The 19,663-nt window shown below is 70.1% G+C and carries 16 protein-coding genes; 6 read left to right on the plus strand and 10 right to left on the minus strand.

Annotated elements, in window-relative coordinates; genetic code table 11:
• Positions 1–308: 308 nt before the first annotated feature.
• The 5 genes from KUM49_RS20220 to KUM49_RS20240 are packed head-to-tail and all read right to left on the minus strand — an operon-like array spanning position 309 to position 5,675.
• Positions 309–1,568: a glucarate dehydratase family protein gene (locus KUM49_RS20220; RefSeq protein WP_217238291.1), complete on the minus strand. Its 1,260-nt coding sequence runs from the start codon at positions 1,566–1,568 to the stop codon at positions 309–311.
• On the minus strand, positions 1,565–2,473 hold the full coding sequence (locus KUM49_RS20225) for a 5-dehydro-4-deoxyglucarate dehydratase (RefSeq protein ID WP_217238292.1): 909 nt from the start codon (positions 2,471–2,473) through the stop codon (positions 1,565–1,567). The genes KUM49_RS20220 and KUM49_RS20225 overlap by 4 nt, the downstream gene beginning before the upstream one ends.
• Before the next feature lie 24 nt (positions 2,474–2,497).
• The gene (locus KUM49_RS20230) at positions 2,498–3,442 is read right to left on the minus strand and encodes a carbohydrate ABC transporter permease (RefSeq protein WP_217238293.1); all 945 of its coding nucleotides are present in this window, start codon (positions 3,440–3,442) and stop codon (positions 2,498–2,500) included.
• Positions 3,439–4,344 (minus strand): carbohydrate ABC transporter permease, encoded by a 906-nt coding sequence (locus tag KUM49_RS20235; protein WP_217238294.1) that lies wholly within the window; start codon positions 4,342–4,344, stop codon positions 3,439–3,441. The genes KUM49_RS20230 and KUM49_RS20235 overlap by 4 nt, the downstream gene beginning before the upstream one ends.
• On the minus strand, positions 4,341–5,675 hold the full coding sequence (locus KUM49_RS20240) for an extracellular solute-binding protein (RefSeq protein ID WP_217238295.1): 1,335 nt from the start codon (positions 5,673–5,675) through the stop codon (positions 4,341–4,343). The genes KUM49_RS20235 and KUM49_RS20240 overlap by 4 nt, the downstream gene beginning before the upstream one ends.
• A 254-nt stretch (positions 5,676–5,929) precedes the next feature.
• Between KUM49_RS20240 and KUM49_RS20245 the strand changes: the two genes are divergently transcribed.
• On the plus strand, positions 5,930–6,790 hold the full coding sequence (locus tag KUM49_RS20245) for a fructosamine kinase family protein (RefSeq protein ID WP_217238296.1): 861 nt from the start codon (positions 5,930–5,932) through the stop codon (positions 6,788–6,790).
• A 132-nt stretch (positions 6,791–6,922) separates the two neighbouring features.
• Here the strand turns inward: KUM49_RS20245 and KUM49_RS20250 are convergent, their stop codons facing one another.
• Both KUM49_RS20250 and KUM49_RS20255 read right to left on the minus strand, forming a co-directional pair.
• Entirely contained in the window at positions 6,923–9,097 is a 2,175-nt protein-coding gene (locus KUM49_RS20250) for a hypothetical protein (RefSeq protein WP_217238297.1), read from the minus strand.
• 60 nt (positions 9,098–9,157) lie between these two features.
• On the minus strand, positions 9,158–9,547 hold the full coding sequence (locus KUM49_RS20255) for a DUF5997 family protein (RefSeq protein WP_217238298.1): 390 nt from the start codon (positions 9,545–9,547) through the stop codon (positions 9,158–9,160).
• A 58-nt stretch (positions 9,548–9,605) separates the two neighbouring features.
• On the opposite strand from KUM49_RS20255, the gene KUM49_RS20260 reads away from it, so the two are divergent.
• Positions 9,606–10,379, plus strand: coding sequence for a LysR substrate-binding domain-containing protein (locus KUM49_RS20260; protein WP_217238299.1), 774 nt, complete (start codon positions 9,606–9,608; stop codon positions 10,377–10,379).
• 30 nt (positions 10,380–10,409) lie between these two features.
• On the opposite strand, the gene KUM49_RS20265 is transcribed toward KUM49_RS20260, so the two are convergent.
• The 3 genes from KUM49_RS20265 to KUM49_RS20275 all read right to left on the minus strand — a co-directional run bounded on the left by KUM49_RS20265 (position 10,410) and on the right by KUM49_RS20275 (position 14,734).
• The gene (locus KUM49_RS20265) at positions 10,410–13,238 is read right to left on the minus strand and encodes a beta-L-arabinofuranosidase domain-containing protein (RefSeq protein ID WP_217238300.1); all 2,829 of its coding nucleotides are present in this window, start codon (positions 13,236–13,238) and stop codon (positions 10,410–10,412) included.
• 298 nt (positions 13,239–13,536) lie between these two features.
• A complete protein-coding gene (locus KUM49_RS20270) occupies positions 13,537–14,238 on the minus strand; it encodes an HAD family phosphatase (RefSeq protein ID WP_217238301.1) in 702 nt (233 codons plus the stop codon).
• Between the two features lie 19 nt (positions 14,239–14,257).
• The gene (locus KUM49_RS20275; protein ID WP_217238302.1) at positions 14,258–14,734 is read right to left on the minus strand and encodes an Lrp/AsnC family transcriptional regulator; all 477 of its coding nucleotides are present in this window, start codon (positions 14,732–14,734) and stop codon (positions 14,258–14,260) included.
• A 624-nt stretch (positions 14,735–15,358) separates the two neighbouring features.
• On the opposite strand from KUM49_RS20275, the gene KUM49_RS20280 reads away from it, so the two are divergent.
• The 4 genes from KUM49_RS20280 to KUM49_RS20295 are packed head-to-tail and all read left to right on the plus strand — an operon-like array spanning position 15,359 to position 19,567.
• Complete coding sequence (locus tag KUM49_RS20280) at positions 15,359–15,685, plus strand: hypothetical protein (protein WP_217238303.1); 327 nt, start codon at positions 15,359–15,361, stop codon at positions 15,683–15,685.
• Positions 15,682–16,635, plus strand: coding sequence for a glycosyl hydrolase (locus KUM49_RS20285; protein WP_217238304.1), 954 nt, complete (start codon positions 15,682–15,684; stop codon positions 16,633–16,635). Before KUM49_RS20280 ends, KUM49_RS20285 begins: the two co-directional genes overlap by 4 nt.
• Positions 16,636–16,649: 14 nt before the next feature.
• Complete coding sequence (locus KUM49_RS20290) at positions 16,650–17,189, plus strand: hypothetical protein (protein ID WP_217238305.1); 540 nt, start codon at positions 16,650–16,652, stop codon at positions 17,187–17,189.
• Positions 17,186–19,567, plus strand: a complete 2,382-nt coding sequence (locus tag KUM49_RS20295; RefSeq protein WP_217238306.1) for a carbohydrate binding domain-containing protein — start codon at positions 17,186–17,188, stop codon at positions 19,565–19,567. The genes KUM49_RS20290 and KUM49_RS20295 overlap by 4 nt, the downstream gene beginning before the upstream one ends.
• Positions 19,568–19,663 lie beyond the last annotated feature (96 nt).

Consider the following 19,663-nt stretch of genomic DNA (forward strand, 5'->3'; position numbering starts at 1 on the left):
GTGATGCTCAACGCCCTGCGCGAGACCCACGCCGCCGAGGCCGCCATCAACCAGGCCGTCAGCACCCTGCGCACCGCGCTGGGCACCGCCTGACGGCCGCTGGTTGTTCCGGACGGAACCAGGGGCGCGCCCGCACGGGCCGTGAGGGGCGGGTCTCGGTGGCGTGCCGGGTGCGGGTGCGTGGGGGCTGGTCGCGCAGTTCCCCGCGCCCCTGAGGTCGGCTCGGCGGGCTCGGCACGCCCGGCCACGTCATCGCCCAGTCGTACACCGACCCGGGTGCGGTGGGCGTACGCCCGCACAGTGATCCGTCACCAACGTGGCAGCCTGAGCTCGTACTCCGGCTGGAACCGCCGCATGTAGCCGGTGTCGTCCCGCGTACGCACGCCGGAGTCCACGTACAGCCGGTGCAGCCGGTCGAGGGCGTCGTGGTCGAGTTCCACGCCGAGACCGGCCCCGGTCGGCACCTCGACCGCGCCGTCGCGCAGCTCCAGCGCACCCGGGACGACCACGTCGTCGGCCGAGTTCCACGGGTAGTGCGTGTCGCAGGAGTGGTCGAGGTTCGGGATGGCCGCGGCCACATGGGTCATCGCGGCGAGGCTGATGCCCAGGTGCGAGTTGGAGTGCATGGACAGGGCGAGCCCGAACGCCTCGCAGAGCGCGGCCAGTTCACGGGTGCGGCGCAGCCCGCCCCAGTAGTGGTGGTCGGTGAGCAGGACCTGGATCGCGTTCTGCTCGACCGCCGGCTTCAGGTGTTCCCAGGCGATCACGCACATGTTGGTCGCGAGCGGCATCGGCGCGTCCCGCGCGACCGCCGCCATGCCGGGGATGCTCCTGGTCGGGTCCTCCAAGTACTCCAGAACTCCCTCCAGTTCACGGGCGACGTACGCCGACGTCTCGACCGTCCAGGCGGTGTTGGGGTCCAGGCGCAGCGACTGTCCGGGGAACGCCTCCGCCAGCGCCTTGATGGCGGCGATCTCCTCGTCCGGGGGGAAGACCCCGCCCTTCAGCTTGAACGAGCTGAAGCCGTACCGCTGTCGCATCAGCCGGGCCTGCTCGACGATCCCGGCCGGGTCGAGCGCCTCGCCCCAGTCGTCGCCGACGGCCGCGCGGCCGTCGAGCGCCGGGTGTTCGGCCCACTTGTAGAAGAGGTACGCCGCGAACGGCACGGAGTCCCGCACCGCGCCGCCGAGCAGGTCGACGACCGGGCGTCCGAGCAGCCTGCCCTGCGCGTCGAGGCAGGCGACCTCCACCGCGGAGGTGGTCCAGCCGCGCTCGTGAGAGCTCGGCACGGTCGGCAGCAGGGCGGCGTCGATCGCGGCCGCGACGGCCGTCGTGTCGAAGACGTCCATGCCGACGACCACCTTCGCCGCCGCCTGAAGCCGCTCCAGCCGGGCCGTGCCGCCCGGCGACTCGCCGAGACCCACCGTGCCGTCCTCCAGGACGAGTTGGAGGATCACCCGCAGGGCGAGGGGCTCGTGGACGCCGTTGGAGTTGAGCAGCGGCGGGTCGCGGAAGGCGATCGGGGTGACGATCAGCTCACGGATCCTCGTGTCACCGGACCTGCTCATGCGCCTGCCACCTCCAGACCGTGGTCGATGAGTTTCGCCAGCCGGGCGACGTGCTCCGGCGTCGGGTCGACGAGAGGCGCCCGTACGCCGCCCACGTCCAGGCCGCGCAGTGTCACCCCGGCCTTGACCAGTGCCACGGCGTATCCGGGCACCTCGTCACGGAGCTCGACCAGCGGGCCGTAGAACTCGTCGAGCAGCGTGTTGACCAGCTCTTCGCCGTTCTCGGCGAGCGCCCGGTGGAAGGCCAGGGCGATTTCGGGGGCGAAGGCGAACACGGCGGAGGAGTACAGCTCGACGCCGATGCCGCGGTAGGCGGGCGCGGTCATCTCGGCGGTGGGCAGGCCGTTGAAGAACTGGAAGTCCCGTCCGTTTGGGAGGGCGCGTACGGCCCGGACGATGCGGTGCATCCGCTCGATGTCGCCGAGGCCGTCCTTCAGGCCGACGACCCCGGGCAGGGCGGCGATCTCGGCGGCCGTGGACTCGGTGAGGCGGGCGGTGCCGCGCTGGTAGAAGACGACGGGCAGGCCGGTGGCGTCGGTGACCTCCCTGGCGTACCGGACGAGGCCCTGCTGCGGGGCGCTCACCAGGTACGGCGGCAGCAGCAGGAGGCCGTCGGCGCCGGCGCGTTCGATGCGGGCCGCCTGGTCGCGGGCGACTGGCATGGGGCCGCCGGCCGCGGCGAGGACCGGCACCCGCCCCGCGGTCGCCTCAACGGCGATCCGTGTCGCCCGTTCGATCTCCTCGGGCGTCAGCGCGTGGAACTCGCCGGTACCGCAGGCGACGAACACGCCGCCCGCGCCGGCCGAGACGCCCGCCTCGATGTGCCGGGCGAGCAGTTCCCCGTCCAGTGACCCGTCCGCGGCGAACGGCGTGACCGGGAAGAACAGTACTCCGTGGAACTTCATGTCTCCCTCAAACGTGGGGGTTGGTCAGCCCTTGGTGGCCCCGGCGGCGATGCCGGTGACCAGCGAGCGCTGGAGGAGCAGGTAGACGATGAGGCTGGGGATCAGGGCGATGACCGCTCCGGCGAGCACCACCCCGGAGCCGACCTCGGGGTCGGTGCGCAGGATGGACAGGGCGACGGTGACGGTGTAGTCGGTGGGGTCCTTGGAGGCGATCAGGGGCAGCAGGTACTGGTCCCAGATCATGACGAAGCCGAGCACGCCGGCCACGCCCAGGGCGGGCTTGCACAGCGGCAGGACGACCTGCCACAGCATCCTGAACTCGCCCACGCCGTCGAGGCGGGCGGCCTCCTCCATCTCGGTGGGGATGTCCTTCATGAACTCGGTCAGCAGCATCACCGAGAAGCCCCAGGCGCCGAGCGGCAGGATCACGCCCCACGCCGTTCCCTTCAGGTCCACGCCGACCACCGGGACGTGACCGAGGACCAGCGACAGCGGGATCGCGATGACCTCCTCGGGGAGCATCATCGTCAGCATGAACAGGGTCAGGATCAGCGCCTGGCCGCGGAACCGGTGCCGGGCCAGCGCGTACGCGGCGAGCACCGACACCGCGAGCTGGAGCAGCAGCGCGCCGCCCGCTATGACGAGGGAGTTGGTGAAGTAGTCCCAGATCCCGCGCTCGCCCGCCACCGTGAAGTTCTGCAGCGTGCTGTCGTGCGGGATGAAGGAGAGCGACGAGCCGCTGGCGTGCGCGGTGAAGGCGCCGGAGAGGATCGTCAGGAACGGTGCCGCGAAGACGCCGAGCGCGATCGCGCAGAGCAGGATCCGCAACGCCCGGCCCACGCCCGGCCGGTCGCTCCAGCCGAGGGCGGTGTCGAAGCGGGCGGGGGTGGTCCGCTGCCTGGCCGAGGCCTTCCGGGCCGGTGAACCGGCCGCCGGCGTGCGGACGGTGTCGATGGCGGGTGCGCTCATCGCACGTCTCCCCTCTTACGGAAGTAGTTGACCGTCACGGTCAGCAGCAGGGTCACGCAGAGCAGCAGCACGGAGGCCGCGGAGGCGCCGCCGATGTCGTTGCGGGTGAAGCCGAGGCTGTAGGCGCGGGTCATCCACACCTCGGTGGATCCGGCCGGACCGCCGCCGGTGAGGACGTACACCTCGGTGAACACGCGCAGTCCGCGGATCGCGGCGAGCGTGAGGACGATGCCGAGCGCGGGGCGGATGGCGGGCAGCGTCACGTAGCGCAGGCGCTGCCACAGGGAGACGCCGTCCATCGCGGCGGCCTCGTACAGGGTCCGGTCCACGCCGGCGAGGCCGGCGAGGATGATCACCATGTTGTAGGGGGCGAGCATCCAGATGCTCATGGCCATGGTCGCCCACAGCGCGGTGTCGGGGTTGTCGAGGAACGGTGTGGGCCCGAGCCCGAGGAAGCCTAGGCCGTGGTTGATCAGGCCGTCGGAGGTCGGGTAGTACAGCAGCCGCCACATCTCGCCGACGACGGCGGTCGCGGTGACGACCGGCAGGAAGACGGCCGTACGCATGATCTTCAGGGAGCGGGCCTGGCCCTCCAGCAGCAGGGCGAGGAGGAAGCCGACGAAGATGGCGCCCAGCGACTGGCCGAGGCCAAGGAGCAGGGTGTTGCCGATCGCGTCCTGGAAGCGGTGGTCGGTCAGGACCCGGGTGTAGTTGTCGAGGCCGACCCACTTGTCGCCGAGGAAGGGCCGTACGTCGAAGAAGCTGAGCCAGATGCCCTTGCCCATGGGCAGGAACTTGAAGACGAGGGCGAGGAGCAGGCCCGGGGCGAGGAACACCCAGGGCAGGGCCGCCCTCTTGGTGAGAACTCCGCGCCGCCGGGGCGTGGTGAGGGTCGCGGTCATTTCAACAGGTCCTGGTCCTTGAGGTCACCGGCGAGGGTGTCGTCGAGTTCCTTCAGGCTCGACGTGACGTCGCTGCCGCAGTACGTGAAGATCGCGTTGAGGCTGTCCGCGGTGTCCTGCTTGATCGGCGCGAAGTCCGGCGCGTTCGGGAACTGCTCCGAGGTGTCCTCGTAGGCCTTCTGTACGACGCTCCAGCGGGGGTCGTCGCGTACCGTCGCCGCGTCCAGGGTGGAGTTGACGGGGATGCGGACGACCGGCTGGTGGCCGTCGACGCTGGTCATGGCGATCCGCTGGCCCTCGGGCGAGATCAGGAACGCGGCCAGCGCCTGCTCCTGCCTCGCCTTGCCGGTCCTGGCGCCGAAGTAGACGTTCTCGCCGTCGGCCAGCACGTCGGCCCCGGCGGGCCCGGCCGGGGCGGCCACGACCTCGTACGTGGCCTTGCCGGGCGTCGCGTCGAAGGTGGTGATGTTGTACGGGCCGGTGAGGTACATGCCCGCGTTGCCGTCCTGGAAGTTGGTGGCGTTGCCGGTGATGGCCGTGAGTGCACCCGGCTGGACCACGTTCTCGGCTCCGCAGAAGAGGTTGTCCTTCAGCCAGGTGACGGTCCGTACGGCGGCGGCCGAGGCCATGGCGGGGCGGTAACGGCCGTTGCCGTCCGGCTCGATGATCTTCGCTCCGCCCTGCCACAGGTAGCTGGCGCCCCACCAGGCGGCGTAGCCGTTCTGGGCGCTGCCGGGGACGACCATGCCGTAGGTGTCGGCCCTGCCGTCGCCGTCCGGGTCCTCGGTGGCGAAGGCCTTGGCGACCTGCAGCATCTCCTGCCAGGTCGTGGGCGCGTCGAGACCGAGCTTGCGCAGCCAGTCCTTGCGGATCATCAGGGTCTGGGCCTGGCGGGAGTACGGGATGCCGTAGTGCCTGCCGTCGATGCCCACGGTGGAGGACCAGGACTTGTCGGTGATCTGGTCGTGGCCCGCGATCGTGTCCGGGGTGATGGGCTTGAGCAGCCCTTGGCTCTGGTAACTGCCCATCAGAGCCGTGTCGTTGATCATGACGTCGGGCAGGTCCTTGGTGGACGCCCGGCTCTGCAGCTGCTGGTCGAAGTTGACGACCGGCTGATAGTCGATCTTGATGCCGGTCTTCTTGGTGAAGGCGGCGAAGACACGGTCGTAGGTCGCGGCGGAATCCGGATTGCTCCGGGTCCACACCTCCAGCGTGTTCGGGTCACCGCCCCCGGCGCTGTCGGAACCGGAGCCACAGGCGGCCGTTCCGAACATCAATCCCGCGGCGGTGAGCGCGGCGGCCAGGCGGCGACTTCCTCGGCGATCGCCCATGGACACTCCCCGTTCATATCCGTGAACATGCTTCACGAATCTAAATGATCGCCAAGTTACGAATCGTTTCACCCAGATGTCAATGAGAAGCTGAAACATTTCACCAGCGTCACACACACTCGGGTGACGGCCCTGTGAGCCGCTTTCCACTGAGGACGCGTTGTCACGGGTGGGCCGGCGGCCTACCGTTTCGGACGTGCTGCGTGCTGCGTGCTGCGTGCGGTGGAAGCGGACGAGGAACGGTTCGGTACGACATGACACGCGAAGGGCCGGGTGCCGTGGCGGCGCGCCTGACCGGGCGACCGGTCACCGCGGTGCGCCCGCTGTCCGGGACGCTCGCCGAAGTCGCCCTCGACGGCGGGCCGGTGGTCGTGGTCAAGCCGGGGGAGGGGCCCGGCGCCGTCGAGGCCGAGGCGGCCGGGCTGCGCTGGCTCGCCGAGGCGGGGACGGTCCGCGTCCCGGCCGTCTACGGCCACGACGGGCGTCACCTGGTCATCGACCGGGTCCCGCAGGGCAGGCCCACGAGCGGCGCGGCGCTCCGGTTCGGCCGGGACCTCGCCGCCCTGCACGCCGCCGGGGCACCCGCGTTCGGCGCCCCGCCGCCCGGCGGCCCGAGGGACGCGTACATCGGACGCGCCCCGATGCGCAACGCCGACGGCACCGACTGGCCGGCCTGGTACGCCGAGCACCGGGTGCTGCCCTACCTGCGTCGCGCGGTCGACGACGGCACCCTGCGCCCCGCCGAGGCCACCGTGATCGAAGAGGTCTGCGCGCGCCTGCCCGAACTGGCGGGCCCGGCCGAACCGCCCGCCCGGCTGCACGGCGACCTGTGGAGCGGCAACGTCCTGTGGGGCGCCGACGACGAGGTCCATCTGATCGACCCGGCCGCGCACGGCGGCCACCGCGAGACCGACCTGGCGATGCTCCACCTCTTCGGCTGCCCCCACCTGGACCAGGTGCTGGACGGCTACCGGCAGGCGGCGCCACTCGTCGACGGCTGGGCGGACCGCATCGGCCTGCACCAGCTCTTCCCGCTGCTCGTGCACACCGTGCTCTTCGGCCGCGGCTACGCCGAACAGGCCCTCGCCCACGCACGAACGGCCCTGGCGCGCTGATCCGCGCACCCGGGCCGTCGTACGGACAACGCCTTTTGGCGCTGACGTCGAGGGCGAGGAAAGCGAAGGGACTATTTCAAGGAGTGTGAGAAGGAAGCCCCTTCATGGCCTCGCCGTGGTCAACGCTAGCAGTCAGTCGGTGATCACGTCGCGCAGATTTTCGAGGGTGATGACCCGGGAGTCCGGGTGCAGCCCCTCGGGGCGCTCCAGGCCGATGTACGTCACCGGCCCGTCCGGCACCGACGTGCCGTCCCACACCGTCACGCCGGTGGCGGCGCCGTCGGCCATCAGCTCCGTGAGGTACCGCACCGTCAGCTGCTCGCGCTCGACGATGCCGCGCAGCAGCGTGGCGACCGAGACCCGATTGCCCTCGACCCGGTTCGACGCCGGGGTGCCGTTCAGGTACAGGTGCAGCCACTTGGCACGCCACCGGCCGTCCTCGCCCCGCACGAACGCCAGCGGCAGCGCCACCCGGCCCGGCCCGCGCAGCTCCGACTTCATCCGCACCGTACGCGCCTCGAACGGCCGGCCCTTCTGCTCGCCGTCACGGAGCATGAACCCGAAGAACGACTCCTCGACCTCCTCGAAGCCCTCCCCGGAGAAGAGGTTGACCTGCGGCACGATGAAGGTGCCCCGTACGGCGCCGAGCCGCAGGTTGATGAACTCCGAGGCCCCTTCCGGCGCTTCGACGATGTCACCGGAGTGCTCGCCGTCCACGGCGGTGAGGTTCGTGTACGACAGCCAGGAGACCGTCTCGTAGTCGGCGCCCAGCATCAGCGCCGACAGGTCGTAGTCGGTGGTGCGCTCGGTCTGCTTCCAGTACACGAAGAAGCGCAGCAGCTCGCCGTCGACCGGGGACACCGAGCCGCGCGGGAGCACGCCGAGGCCCGCCGCGGTCGCCTTCCCGCTGAGCGGGAGCGCCACGTCGAGGACGTCGGGGTCGACCAGCAGGTGGCCCGGCGCGGGGAGCCGGCGGCGCAGCTCCGCGTCGAGCGCGGTGATCAGGCGGTCGCGTTCCGGTGCCGGCAGGGGTGCGCGGTCGTCGTCGTCGACCCAGGCGCGGCCGAGGCGGTTGATGAACACGCGTCGCCGGCCGGTGTCCCCGGCACGGTTGTGCAGGTGCTCGCGGACCGACAGCACGACCCGTCCGGAGACCTTGGGCACGACCTGCTCGGCGGCCGCCACGACGGACTCGCGCGCGTCCTGCGTGAATGCCGTGCGCAGCAGGTGGTCCAGGGCACGGAACAGCTTGCCCGGAGCGGACTTCAGCAACTCGGCCGCCGCCACCACGTCACCCGCGCCGAGCAGCTCCTCGACCAGGCTGTCGAACGACCGCGCCTCCTTCTCACCGCGGGCGACGGCGAACACCTCCGCGGCCTGCGGCCAGCGCGGGTACTCGTGCGGGTGCAGCCGCTCGCCGAGGCGCTTGAACTCCTCGCGGTGCGCATGGACGTCGGCGAGCTTGGCCGGGACCGCGGCGACGACGGCGTCCAGACCGGCGAGCAGCGCACGCCGCACCGGGCGCGACAGCGACCGGAACCGCGTCGGCTCCTGAAGGGTCACGTCACCGCCCGACAGGGCGCACGCCAGCCGCAGCACGTCGGTGACGGTGTCCAGCAGCAGGGCCGCGCCCACCTTCAGACGGGCCTCGTTGACGACGGCCCGGTTCTCCCGTACCGGAATCGCCTCCGGCTGGGGCCCGCGCGCGCAGTGCCCGGCGAGCGCCTTCAGGTCGCTCAGCCCTTCCTCGCCCAGCGGAGTCGCGCTGCCGGCCAGGGCCAGGTAGAGGCCGGTGACCTCGTCGTCGAGCGCGCCGCCGAGGTGCAGCACCGTCATCCGGTCGCCCGCCGCGCCGATCAGCTCGTCGTGGGCGGCGAGCATCTCGGCGTACGTGTGCTGGTAGCGGCCGTACGACGGGAGGGTGAGCAGGTCGACCACACCCCGGCGCAGCTGCGCCAGGACGCCGGCCCGCGCTGTGCTGTCGTCGAGTGCCTCGGTGATGCACTGCATCCAGAAGTCGAAGGTGTCCGGGACATTGGCCGGGAAGTCGACGAAGTAGACGTTGTGCCCGACGTGGTCGCCGGTCATCTCGCGGACCGTGCGCAGCGTGCGTACGGCGGTGTCGACGACCGTGCCCTCGGACAACCCCGACAGGCGCTCCAGCAGCGGTGCCGACAGCTTGAAGCCGACGGACATCAGCGCGGCGTCGAACTGCCGCGCCGCGACGTCCCCCGCACCGGCGGGTCCGGCGGGGGAGGGGAGGCGGTGGGTGTGCCGGACGACCAGCGGTTCCAGACTCTCGACCATTCCGGGATGATCGCAGAGTGGCGCACACCACCGCACCGGAGTTTTCGACCGGTGTTCGAGTCAGGAACGCTGGTCCTGATCGGCCTTCTTCTCCTTGATGCGCACGGCTTCCTTGCGCACGTCGGCCTGGGTGGCGCGCTCCTTCTCCAGCCACTCGGGCCGGTCCTTCTTGAGCGCTTCGATCTGCTCGGTGGTCAGGGGCTCCGTGACCCCGCCGCGCGCCAGGCCGGCGATGGAGACGCCGAGCTTGGCCGCGACAACCGGGCGAGGGTGCGGGCCGTTGCTTCGCAGCTCCTGCAGCCACGCGGGCGGGTTCGTCTGGAGCTCGTTCAGCTCGGAGCGGGTGACGACCCCGTCCTGGAACTCCTGAGGGGTGGCCGGGAGGTACACACCCAGCTTCTTCGCCGCGGTCGCGGGCTTCATCGTCTGGGTGCTCTGGTGCGACTTCATGGTGTCCAGACTATCGACCGCGCACGAGAGGTCCGACCACGGCGGGTAGCCTGGCGTGGTGACAGGCTCGCCAGCATCCCCCTCGTTCCGCCTCGCGTACGTCCCTGGAGTGACCCCCGGCAAGTGGGTGCGGATCTGGCAGGAACGCCTGCCGGACGTCCGCCTGGAGCTCATCGCCGTGCCGGCCGCCGAGGCATCCGACGTGTTGCGCGCCGGGGACGCGGACGCGGCGCTCGTACGGCTCCCGGTCGACCGTACGGTCTTCAGCGCGATCCCCCTCTACACGGAGACGACGGTCGTCGTGGTCCCCAAGGACCACGTCGTGACGGCGGCCGACGAGGTCTCCGCCGACGATCTCGCCGACGACGTCGTGCTGCACCCCCTCGACGACGTCCTCGACTGGGAGCAGCCGCCCGGGCAGCCCGCCTTCGAGCGCCCCGCCACGACCGAGGACGCCGTCGAACTCGTGGCGGCGGGCATCGGCCTCCTCGTGGTGCCCCAGTCCCTGGCCCGCCTGCACCACCGCAAGGACCTCACCTACCGCCCCCTCGTGGACGCCCCCCAGTCCGGCGTCGCCCTGGCCTGGCCCGAGGACGCGACGACCGACCTGGTCGAGGACTTCATCGGGATCGTCCGCGGCCGGACACCCAACAGCACCCGCGGCCGCACCAAGCCGGAGCCCGAGCCCCGCCCCGAGCGCAAGCGGACCGACCAGAAGGCCGGCGGCCGAAAGCCGACCCCGGGTAAGACGCCCCGGCGCGGATCCGGCGCCGCCCGCGGTTCGACCGGCACCCAGAGCACGCGCCGGGGCAAGCCCCGCCGCAGGTCGTAACGCAGCTTCTGATCATTGTCGCGCCGGGCTTCAGGCCGTGAAGGACGCCTTGCGCGCCGTACTCACCACCGTGTCGCCGTCGGCTTGGGCGAGCAGCCCGGCGGACACCCACGCGTCCACCGTGGACCGCACCCGGGACACCAGCGCGCCCTTGCTTCCGAACGGGGCCGCGGCCCAGATCTCGTCCAGCAGCGTGGTGCCGTCCGCCTTGGCGGGGTTGGCCACTGAGGAGTCGACGGTGCCGAAGACCACGCGCGGTTCGGCACGCCGGAAGTAGGCGTGCGTCGGGTCCTCCGTGCCCTCGAGGAACGGGGCGAACTCGGTTCCGTCCAGGGTGTAGTGGAGCGGCCTGCCGCTCACGGGCGTGAGGGTGGGCAGCAGGTCGCCGGAGAGGGCGGCGTTGCGGTACAGGCCGAACGGCAGGTGGTCCGTGGCCGGGTTGCGGCCGACGAGGTTGACCGGGCCGTAGAAGAGGGTCTGCAACGACGGGTCGTCGAGGGCCTTCTCCACGCGCAGCCGGAACGGTATGGAGACGCGCACGGTGTCGCCCCTGCGCCATGTCCGGGACACGGCGAAGTAGCTCCCGGGAGTCGGAGTACCGGACACCGCACGCCCGTTGACCGTGACGCGGAACCCGGCCGTCGCCCAGGACGGCACGCGCAGCCGGAGTTCGAAGGCGGCGGCACGGCCGCCGCCGATGGTCAGCGTGGTCCCCTGTTCCCTCGGGTAGTCGGTGGTCTGGGTGACCGTGACGCCCTTCTCCGCCCACGTCAGCGTGGACGGGCTGTAGAGGTTGACGTACAGGGCCGTGCCGTCGGCCTTCTTGAAGTACACCGAGTCCTGGTACTTCGTCGCGCTCTCCATGCCGGTGCCCTCGCAGCAGGTGGTGCCCTGCTTGGGCGTGTAGTCCCGCACATGACCGGGCGTCAGGCCGATGAAGTACGTGACGAGCGGCTTCTCCGCGTCGGCCTTGTCCTGCTTGGAGCCGAGCACCTGGTTGTAGAGCGCCCGCTCGTAGTAGTCCATGTACTTCGGCGACTGGTCGTGGAAGAACAGCATCCGGCTGAGCTTCAGCATGTTGTACGCGCAACAGGTCTCGGCGGTCGTCGAGTTGATCGTCCCCGCGATCACCCCGGAGGCCTTCCAGAACTCCGTGGCGCTGGTGCCGCCGATGCCGTACATGCGGCCCGGCACGACCATGCCCCAGAAGTTCTTCGCGGCGGTGAGATAACGCTCCTCGCCCGTCGCGTCGTACAGCCGGACCAGCCCGGTGAAGATCGGGATGTGCTGGTTGGCGTGCAGCCCGTCGAGGATGTCGGTGTTGGCCGCGCAGGCGTCGATGAGCTTGTCGAGGTCGAACAGCTTGGCCAGCGCGAGGTGTTCGGCCTTGCCGGTGAGCGTGTGCAGGTCGACGATCGCCTCGACGATGCCGCCGAACTCGCCGCTGGAGAAGATGCCCCACATCCGCTGGAGGGTGGCGTCGGGCAGCTTGGACAGCCGGGAGTACATCCAGTCGCACATGCCGGACGCCAGGTCGAGTGCCCGCGCGTCGTCGGTGGCGCTGTACGCGTCCAGCAGGCCCCTGAGGATCTTGTGCGCGGTGTAGTAGGGCGCCCACACCTTGGTGTAGTCGGGACTGGTCCTCGACTCCAGGTCGATGAACTGCGTCTCCGGGTACGCCGCCAGGAACCCGGGATGACTGGGGCCGCCCCAGGTGCGGCGCAGGGTGGCGGTGAGGCCGCGGCCGGAGGCGTCCGCGAAGGCCGAGCCGGTGGTCTCGTCGAAGGCGTACGAGGCGAGGTCGCCCCGGCCGGCGGAGACCTCGGCGGCCCGGCCGGCCTGCAACTCGCCGACCTCGGCGGCGGTCAGGGCACGCGACCAGACGTTGAACTCGTCGAAGGCGCCCGCGAAGACCGGGTCGGCGGAGTAGTTCGAGCGGCCGAGCCAGTTGTGGGCGAGGGCGCCGAGGGCCGCCGGGGTGAGGGACATCGAGGTGTTCTGCGCGACGGCCGTGCCGTTGACGTACAGCGTGCCCGTGCCGCCCGCGATCGTCACCGCCAGATGGCTCCACTGGTTCAGCGGCAGCGCGGCGGTGCCGTTGAGGCCCTGTTCGCCGCCGGCGCCGCTCGTCGTGATGGCGAAGCGGGGCACGCCGCCCGCGTTGCGCGCGGCCAGGTACAGGTAACGCGTGGTGTCGTCGCCGAAGTCGAAGATCCGGGTCCAGTTGGCGTCGTGCGTCGGCTTCACCCAGGTGGAGAGGGTGATCGCGGAGGCGCCGTCGAGGACGCCGGCGGGGAGATCGACGTACTGGTAGGAGCCGCGGACGTTCTCCGCCGAAGTCCCGAACCTGCCGGGGGAGTTCAGCACGACCGGGTCGTGACGCAGCGCCTCGCGCACCTCGGTGAGCGCCTTGACCATGGTGAGGGTCTTGTCGACGAACACCTGCTCGCCGGTGCCGGCGTAAGCCTGGGCCAGCATGGTCAGGAAGTGACCCGGGTAGTGGCCGCGCAGGTTGCCGTTGGCTTCACCGTCCAGGCCCTCCCAGCCGCCGGGGGCGACGGCACCGCCCGTGGCGAGGCCGGCGTTGGCGCGAAAGACCTGGAGCAGCCGGTTCACGTCGTAGCCACGGGCGTGGTCGAGCATCAACTGCCGCTTGTCGGCGAAGACGCCCTTCCCCAGTTTCACGTCCTCGAGCGAGAACGGCCGCACGGTCCACATGGACGGTTCCTCCGAAACTGCGGCGACTGCCCGGCTCGTCGCGGCGACTGCCCGGCCGGTGGCCGCGTACGAGATCGCGGGGGCCACCGCGGTGAGCGCGGCGGCCTGGAAAAGGTGCCGTCTGGAGAGGGGCGGTGCCATGTGTGCGCCTCCATGGGTCCACGATATGCGGATGTTCGGAATGACGAACGTCGTACGAATGATCGACCAGACGATAGGCATGGTGAGGGTGGGGGTCAACGGGGCGGGAGCTTCCAGTTCCGGCCGTTCTCCACGAAACCCAGTCGCCCGGCAGGCCCGAGCCGGGCGACGGACACGGATACCCGGTCAGCCCGGTTACGGTGACCGTCGGTACCCGCGAGCGCCGGTGGCACCGGCCGTGACGGGGGAGGTGGGCGGCGGAACCAGGCCGCCGGCCGAGGCGTCGGCCCGCGGTCGGCTACCGCGGCCCCGGCGAAACCGTCCGTACGAGCCAGTCGTACGCGGCCCGTGCCGTGAACTCCGCCTGTCCACCGCGCAGGAGAAGGTCCGCCGTGGCGAACGCCGGGTCGTCGGCCTGGGCGGCGATGTACGGGATCGCGATGCAGCGCATGCCGGCCGCGTGCGCGGCGGCGGCGCCCGGGGCCGCGTCCTCCACGACCACACAGTCGGCCGGGTCCGCGCCGAGCCGGCCGGCCGCCTCCAGGAACACGTCCGGGGCGGGCTTGCCGTGCGCGACCTCGTCGGCGGAGACGACGGTCCGGAGGTGCTTGTCCAGGCCCGTGCCGACCAGGATGGCCTCGATGGCCTCGGGCGACGATCCCGAGGCCACGGCCATCGGGACGTTCTCGCCCGCCAGCAGCTCCACGAACGTGCGCATCTCCGGGTAGGCGGAGGCGGAGGCGCGCGCCAACTCCAGATAGCGGCGGTTCTTGGCGGCCAGAAGCTCCTCCACCGGCGCGCGCAGCCCGTACAGCTCCTTCCAGTGGGCGACGGTCTCCTGCGTACTGATGCCGACGTACCGCTCGTGGTCCGCCCAGGTGAAGTCCGGGACGCCGTGCTCGGCCAGGGTCTGCCGGCCCGCCTCGTAGTAGTTCGGCTCGCTGTCCACGAGCGTTCCGTCGAGATCGAAGATGACTGAAGTGCCGCCGAAATTGCTCATGACTTCACGATCTCAAAGGTCATTTCCGGGCCGCACGCCCGATCGACTCCACCAGCGGCAGCAGTCGCTGCGGAACGCGTTCGCGCAGGGCCACCTCGGTGCGGGTGCGGACGACACCGGGCAGACCGATCAGCTTCTGGATCACGTCCTCCAGGTGCGCGTTGTCCCGCGCCACGACCCGTGTCAGCAGATCCCCGCCGCCCGTGATCGAGAACGCCTCGACGATCTCCGGTACGGCGGCCAGCGCGTCGCCCACGTCGTCCAGGTTGCCCTGGGTGACCTCGATGTGCACGAACGCGAGCACCGGGTGGCCGAGCGCGGCGGGGGACAGCGACGGCCCCGTCCCGGTGATCACCCCGTCCCGCTCCAGACGGTCCAGCCGGGCCTGGAGCGTGCCGCGGGCGACCCCGAGGATGCGGGCGTACTCGCGCACGCTCGTGCGAGGCTGCTCCAGCAGCAGCCCCAGGATGCGGGTGTCGAGCTCGTCCACGGCCATGGTGTCCGGCCTCCTCGTGCATGGTCCGTTGGCTCGCCGGTGGACGAGCCAAAGCCGTTCCGGCTGTGCCAATGGCCCAGCATTCCAGGCGGTACTTGAGCAACGGAGCGGGGCGTCCCTGACGACGCTGCGGTCACGGCCGGTTGGTCCCGTGGGAGGCAAGGGGACCAACCGGGTCGGTGGGCGTGGTGCTGGTTCGCCGGTGCGGGCCGAGGGTGACTCATTCCGACCCCTTGACACCTTCTGGCGACGCCACCTAACGTTCGCGAAAGTTTCAGTCAACCGGTTTCCTCGGATGGGAATTACCGATACATCCGGGCAGAGCCTGAGAAACCGGTCATTTCAGTGACAGTGAGATGTCGGCCATGGCTGACGTTGAGTCAACTGGTCAGTAGAGCCGCCCCTGCGACTCACCGCGGACGCGACCACCGTCGTACTCGCGGTCCCCTGGCACCGGTACGGGCGCCCGTCCACGCAGACGGGCGCACCCGGTCCAGACCGTCTCGCACCAGTGCCGAGCGATCCGGCGTCACCGCCGGCCGCCTTCCTCCACGTTTCGCTCCCGCGGCACCCCCGCATGCCGCCTCGCATGGGCCGTACGTGCCCCACGAAAGGCCCTCACCCATGCCCGAATCGCCCACGACGTCTCCCGGCATACGCCGCTTCCCCGCCGTATCCACCAGTGCCGCGCTCGGCGCCTCCGGGCTGTCCGCCTGCGGCACCGCCTCCGTCGACCGCGGATCGGGCATCGGCGGAAGCAGCTCCGAGACGACGTTCACCGAGGACCGGCCCGACCGCGTCACCCCGCGCACCGCCACCGGGGCCAATTCACCGACGGTGTCCTTCGCGCCGATCTCGAACCGCTCTCTTGCACATGCTCCGCCTGACGCGCCGGCAGAGCTGAGGACCTCGTCGTACCGACCGCCCACGACTCCTGGGACGAACCGATGACAGCCATTGACCGCCCCCTGTTCCGAGACCCCCTTCACGACGGCGCGACAGACCCCACCGTCATCTGGAACCGGCACGCCGGCGAGTGGTGGATGTTCTACACGAGCCGTCGCGCCGACGCGCCACCGATGAACGACGTGAGCTGGGTGCACGGGACCGACATCGGGATCGCGTCCTCCTCGGACGGAGGAGCCACCTGGCTGTACCGGGGCATCACCGAGGGGTTGGACATCGAGCCCGGGCGGCACACCTACTGGGCGCCTGAGATCGTCGACGACGGAACCGAGTACCACATGTTCGTCAGCGTGATCCGCGGTGTTCCGACCCGGTGGGAGGGGCACGCACGCGTGATCCGTCACTACACGAGCCACGACCTCTTCTCATGGACCTACCGTTCCACCTTGTCACTCTCGTCCGAAAGAGTGATCGACGCCTGCGTCCTGCGGCTCCCCACAGGCGGCTACCGCATGTGGTACAAGGACGAGGCCGATGACGCGCACACCTACGCGGCGGACAGCGACGATCTGGCGCGGTGGACCGTCCGGGGGCCGGCCGTCGAGTGCTCGAAGCACGAAGGCCCGAACGTCTTCGAGCTCGGCGGCGGCTACTGGATGCTCGTCGACGAGTGGCACGGCCTGCGGGTGCTGCACTCGCGGGACCTGGAGACATGGGAACCGCGAGGACTCATCCTCGATCGTCCCGGGCGGGGCCCGGACGACGGCGGGTACGGCTACCACGCCGATGTCGTCACCAGCGAACTCGGCGCGTTCGTCTTCTATTTCTCGCACCCCGGGCGATCCGACGACGGATCCGGACCCCACAGCGGCCACAACGACCGTCGGAGCTCGATCCAGGTCGCCCGCCTGCGGGTGAGCGGAGACACCCTCGTCTGCGACCGCGACGAAGCCCTTGAGGCCCCCATCCTGCCTCTCGAAGGGCCGGGCCGGTGAGTGGAATCCGACGCGTGACAAAAGGGGCCCGTCGGGCGGGGACGATTCCGTTCGTCGCCGCGCTCCTGTTCGTTACCGCGTGCCAGGCCGAAGAACGGGCCGGCTCCGGTGTGACCCTGCTCGACGGGAACCGGATCGCCGTCACCGGCCCGACCGTCATATCCGCCCTGCCCGTCGACGACCAGGGAAACGTCGACGCCGCGCACGCACGCAGCCAGATCCCGTCACTCAAGAGCGTGGCGGTGCAGTACCCCGACGTCCGGGTCCTCATCACCGACTCCGACGGCCACACGACCGACGCCGCCCTGAGGAACTTCGCGGCCAACTGGTCCATCCCGCCCTCACTCGTGGTCGCCGCGGACTCGGCCTCCGCCGGCGCGGAACTGCCCAGGGACGGCCGGCTCCACACACTCCTGATCGGCGGCAACGGACAGGTCACCGCCGACTGGCCGAACCGCGCCGCTCCGACGCAGGCGATCGTCGCCGCGCTCCGCAAGGTCACGGCGAGCTCACCCACCCATCCCGACAGCGCTGTACGGGGAGAGGCATCATGAGACATTTCGCAGAGATAAGACGGTTCATCGCCGGCACGGTCGTCACCATGCTGCTCGCCTGCGCCGCGGTGGCGCTGACGCCGGCCGCACCGGCGCAGGCGGCAGGAACGAATTACTACGTGGACTGCTCGGCGGCAGCCAACGGCACCGGCACCTCCGACTCGCCGTGGAACTCACTGGCGGGCCCGAACGCGAAGACCTTCGCACCGGGGGACCAGCTGCTACTGAAGAGAGGGACGACCTGCTCAGGCACCCTGCACCCGCTGGGCTCGGGAAGCGCGGCAGGCGGGTCGATCACCATCGACGCCTACGGCACGGGCGCCCTGCCGATCATCGCCGGAGGCGGTGGCACGGACGCGATCTATCTGCACAACCAGGAGTACTGGGAGATCTCCAACCTCGAGGTGACGAACACCGGCGCCGTGAAGGGCGCGAACGCGCGGCGCGGTGTCTACGCGGTGCTCGAGAACTACGGCACCGGTAACCACTACAAGATCAGCAACCTCAACGTCCACGACGTGAACGGAAACAACTCGAAGGAAGTCGACGGCAGCGCGGGCATTCTCTTCGCCGTTCTCGGGACCACGACACCCAGCGCCTTCAACGACGTCGTCATCGACGGCAACACCGTGGCCAACATCGCCCGCAGCGGCATCAACATGTCGAGCACCTGGCTGTGCCGCCCGTCCGTCGGCTGCAACAACCCGGCCTGGACGCCCTGGACCGGTGTCGTCGTCAAGAACAACACCGTCCATGACACGGACGGCGACGGCATCGTCGTACAGATGTCGAAGGACGCCCTCATCGAGCACAACGTCGTCTACAACGCGGCGAAGGGGAACTCCGCGAACGCAGGCATCTGGGCCTGGGACTCCGACGGCACCGTGATCCAGTACAACGAGGCATACGGGACCAAGAAGACCTCCGGAAACCCCGACGGCCAGGGCTTCGACGTCGACTACGGGCAGGACGGCACCATCGTCCAGTACAACTACAGCCACGACAACGAGGGAGGGTTCCTCCTCTTCTGCGGCTGCGGCGGCGGATCACGTCTCAGTAGCAACGCGGTGGCCCGCTACAACGTCAGTGAGAACGACCGTCTCCGCGTCGTCAACATGCTCGGGTCCCAGGACTCGACGTTCTACAACAACACCATCTACGTTCCCTCCGGATCCACCGCGAACATCTTCGAGGTCTCCGGCGCCTGGAACGACCTGACGCTCGCCAACAACCTCATCTACAACCTGGGCAGCGGCGGCTACGTCTACACCACCGGCCAGCCGGCCTCGAACTTCTCCTGGCGGAACAACCTCTTCCACGGCAACCACCCGGCAAGCGAGCCGACCGGCAACGGAAACATCACCGGAGATCCTTTGCTGGCCTCGCCCGGCAGCGGCGGCACCGGCATCGGCTCCGTCGCGGGCTACCAGCTCACCGCGTCGTCTCCGGCCATCGGTGCGGGAGTCGTCATGCCCGACAACGGCGGCCAGGACTACTGGGGATCGCCCGTCCCCTCGGTCTGCGCACCCGACATCGGCGCCGACCAGTTCAGCTCGCCCTCCGACGCGACCTGCCTCGCGAACGAGAACCTCGGCTTCGAGAAGGGTTCGCTTTCGGCGTGGAGCGCGTGGAACTCCGCCTCGGTGGTGAACTCGGGTGCCCACAGCGGAACCTACGCTGCCCGGGTCGGGCCGTCGCCCGCCTCCGTGGAACAGTTCGTCCCCGTCGCGCCCCGGACGACCTACCGCGTCTCGGGCTGGGTGAAGTCCGCTGTCGCCGGTGAGGTCATGAACATCGGCGTCAAGAACACCGGTGGCCTGGAAACGGTGGCAAGCGCAAGCGGCACCGGGTGGACCTTCGTGTCCGCCGACTTCACCACCGGGGCGGCGAACGGAACCGTGCGCCTGTACTGCTACAAGAGCACGGGCAGCGGGAACGGCTACTGCGACGATCTCGCCGTCACCCCCGTCAAGAACCACGTGATCAACGGCAACTTCGAGTCCGGCCACACCGTGCCCTGGCGCAATGGCGACTTCTCGCTCACGGGCACGTCGTCCAACGGCAACGCCGCCGGACTGGCGAACTCGTCGCTGAGCGGCAGCACCCTGTGGCAACTGATCTACACCCTCAAGCCGAGCACCACCTATCGGCTCAGCGGCGCGATCAGGAGCCAGACCGCCGGCACCACGACGGCACTGGAGGCCAAGCTCTACAACGGCTCCGCCGTCACGAGCGCCTCGACCACGTCGAGCACCTACTCGAAACAGTCGACGACCTTCACGACCGGGGCGGGTGTGACCACCGCTCGCATCTACTGCCACCTCGTCTCCGGAACCGGCGACGGCTACTGCGACGAGGTCACCCTGACCGAGCAGTGAACGACATCGACGTGAACGGCATCGACCCACGCGACCCTTCGGTGGTCGTGTGAGACCTGGGCGTGGGTGTGCCCGGCTGATCATGGACCGAGTCCG

This window comes from Streptomyces sp. AC555_RSS877 (assembly GCF_019049245.1).
In the GTDB taxonomy this organism is placed as follows: domain Bacteria; phylum Actinomycetota; class Actinomycetes; order Streptomycetales; family Streptomycetaceae; genus Streptomyces.